The 2,938-nt window shown below is 40.9% G+C and carries 3 protein-coding genes; all 3 read right to left on the bottom strand.

Translation table 11 applies throughout. The features are described from left to right. Positions 1–744: hypothetical protein (locus ABEW34_RS31275; RefSeq protein ID WP_430165581.1), on the bottom strand; the 744-nt coding region annotated here is incomplete at its 3' end. A 194-nt stretch (positions 745–938) separates the two neighbouring features. Continuing rightward, entirely contained in the window at positions 939–1,634 is a 696-nt protein-coding gene (locus ABEW34_RS31270) for an Imm3 family immunity protein (protein WP_430165578.1), read from the bottom strand. A gap of 20 nt (positions 1,635–1,654) precedes the next feature. After that, the coding region (locus ABEW34_RS31265) for a deaminase domain-containing protein (protein WP_430165575.1) at positions 1,655–2,938 on the bottom strand (1,284 nt) is incomplete at its 5' end.

The following is a 2,938-nucleotide window of genomic DNA, read 5'->3' as shown; positions in this document are numbered from 1 at the left end:
ATCTTTGCTTGGTTCACTCGTTTTCGGACCATACCTCTTCTGATAAAACTCTTGCTGCTTTTCCGTCGATTGCGTCTTGATCCAGTCCTTTGCTTTAGCGCCTAAGTTTGGATCATTTTTCATTTGTTTCTTGGTGGCAGGATGAACCTTCTGGTACAAATATTCCTCCGATATCGGAGCCCCGTTATACTTTTGCTTTTCTTGCTCCATATTCGCAGCAAATTGCTCGGACAACTGCTCGTCCAGATACATCTGCTCAATCTCTTCATCCGTCAGCAGCTCGGTGAACGGTACTTCCACCTTCTGAAAATCCAACTTGCCGCTCTTGATGCCGACTCGGTTATCGCTGATCAGCACATACTGATCCACATTCGTTTGCAAATCGACCTGATTCGTCGCCCGCATCCGAATCGACTCGAGGATTCCCATCTCGCTCCCGCTGCCCAGCTCCACCTTATTGCCCGCAACCAGCAGTACATCTTCACTGGCGTTCACCGTGATGTTTCCGCCGTCCAAATGCAGGCTGACCGTTCCTTTTTCAAAAAGAACCCCATCGTCCCCCAGCTGCATCTTGGCCGCTCCCGGCGACTCGAACACCTTTGTCGTCGGCTTCTGGAATACTGTCCGGCTTTTCATCTCCTCGCTTCCGCCTCGCACCGAGTTGATCGCCATTGCCTTCTTTTCCACACCGTTGGGAAAATAAACCTTAATCCGTGCACCCTCATCGGGCAGCACATGAAACATATTGTTGCCTTCCCCCGAATACGGGAACCACCAGTTTCAATAGTATATATTATCAAGACATATTAATACAAAAAAGGATTTCCCCACTAAAACTTCTAATGGTGAAATCCTCTAAAACTAATGTAATATCTCATTGTTTACATATTTTAAGGCAATTTAGTTTGGACTATCATTTATAAATTATAGAATGAACACTAATTATCTATTAAACGCTTTAATACCCATTCTATTCTCAAGTGAAGCTTTTGCTTCTCATGATTAGATAGTTGTTCACCTACTTCATTAATATTAAATTCTTTTAGCATATCCCTTATATGTTTAAGCTCAATAGAGTCTGTTAAATCGTCCTCTAATAAACGTTCAGCTAATGTAGTATAGACCCCAATTTTTTCACTCTTTGTATTTCTACAAGCTCTTTTAAACCGTTCCAAGACATCTCTAGCTATTTCATCAGCAGTTTTATCTTTTAAATTTATAGTATTATAATAGCAGTTAACTTCATCAATCATTTCATCATAATACCACATAGCTCTTGCATTATTAGTTAACGGTTTGTTATTAAGATTATATAAAACTTCCTTTTTTCGCATGACAAATTCTTGGTATTCGACATCAGAGAGTTCTTGTTGCAGAGATACACAATCCACTTCTTCCAAAAAATTCACAATGTAATCTTTTGATTTATGAAATACATATGGCTGCATCAATACTAGCTCACCATACCTAATTAATATTGTAGCTTTTTCAAGATCACCTTTGTTCATCATTATCTCGAAATCTTCAAACGTTTTAGCCAGCGCTTCCAAATTACTCATATTTCTACATTTGTATTCCTGAAACGACTCATCAAATGAGTCTAGTATCTCTCTGTAACTTAGCTTAGGAATCATATAGTCTAGCCTCCTGTTTATTATTTTATTGGTACAATAGGATTCCCTTTATTATGAATTACGTCAATCTGAATATTCTTATACTTCTCCATGAATTGTCTTATGATGTAGTTACAACTACCACAAGTATCCTTCTCTGTGAACAGGGTGATTTTCCCTTTTGCATTTGTGTTATTTCCTAGATTTTTTGCTATTTCATTTAAAATCTTATATTCTGTGTCATCAACCCTTAACGACTCAATCCCCAATGCATTCGGTGCTACTGTGGCTTCAAATATTGGATCATCTGGAAGTTCTGATATATCTTTTATATTTGGGTTTCCAGAATGTTCATCCACTTGACTATGGGCATAATAATCATTTTTAGGTAATTCTACATCTAAGTCAACCTTTGCGTATGAAAAATTTCCTTTTCCGCTTTTCAGAACTGTATTAGATAGCTTCCCTTTAAATTTAGCTGCGTTTTCCAATATCTCTTTATCAAGAATAGGATCAACCGTTCTTGTTGTGACCCATTCAAAATCCATAGGTTTATTTGTATCCGGATCAAGAGCATATCTATGTTCATTAGGTGTCGATCCCTTTGGTGGTTTAACGTTCCCCGTCCCCTCAACTTTCCCACCTGTTGCATGTGGAGGCTCCGGTTTACCCTTACCCGCCCTCTGATAAATCGATGCATCATCAAACTCATCAATCGGCCTATTCACACCAGGACCGCCTTTTGTAGGCTCTTTCGTTGTTGTCTTCGTTTTCGGCAGTGCAGGTGCTTCCTTCGGTTTTGGCGGTTTAACATTTTCCAGCTTGAACTTCGTCCAAGTATCATCCAGCGCCGATATATTTCGGCCATTCGCCAGTTTATTCGCAGCGGCGTACAAGCCATGCTTCAGCAAAATACCCAAGTTCACAACGGTCAGGGCAATACCAAGCTTGTCCAGCATAGACTGGTCGATGCCAAATAAGGAAGGGTTGGTGCTATCATCACCATTCTTTAGATCGATTAACTTCTCTGCATTGACCCAAATCATGGCTGCGCCTAAAGCAACATCAGCCGCTGCTAAAAGATACAGCGATCCCCCGCCTGTCGGGATCGCCGCTACAATCGCAATAACCCCAAAAATAAGATTGAACTCGGCTATCAGCATTTGCGGACCGAGGATTAATTCCTCATACGTATATCGAGATAAGTATACCGTTTTTGCTGTCTGCTTGCTCAGGTAGTCCGGCTTTTGCGGAATCATATTTTCCAACGCCCAGGCATCCAGCGCAGGTGCCATTTGTTCCAAGAAGCTCTGAACCCCAGGCGC

It is taken from the genome of Paenibacillus algorifonticola, from assembly GCF_050481745.1.
Taxonomy (GTDB): Bacteria; Bacillota; Bacilli; order Paenibacillales; family Paenibacillaceae; genus Pristimantibacillus; species Pristimantibacillus algorifonticola_A.
This window is presented reverse-complemented; position numbering and strand designations above follow the sequence as displayed.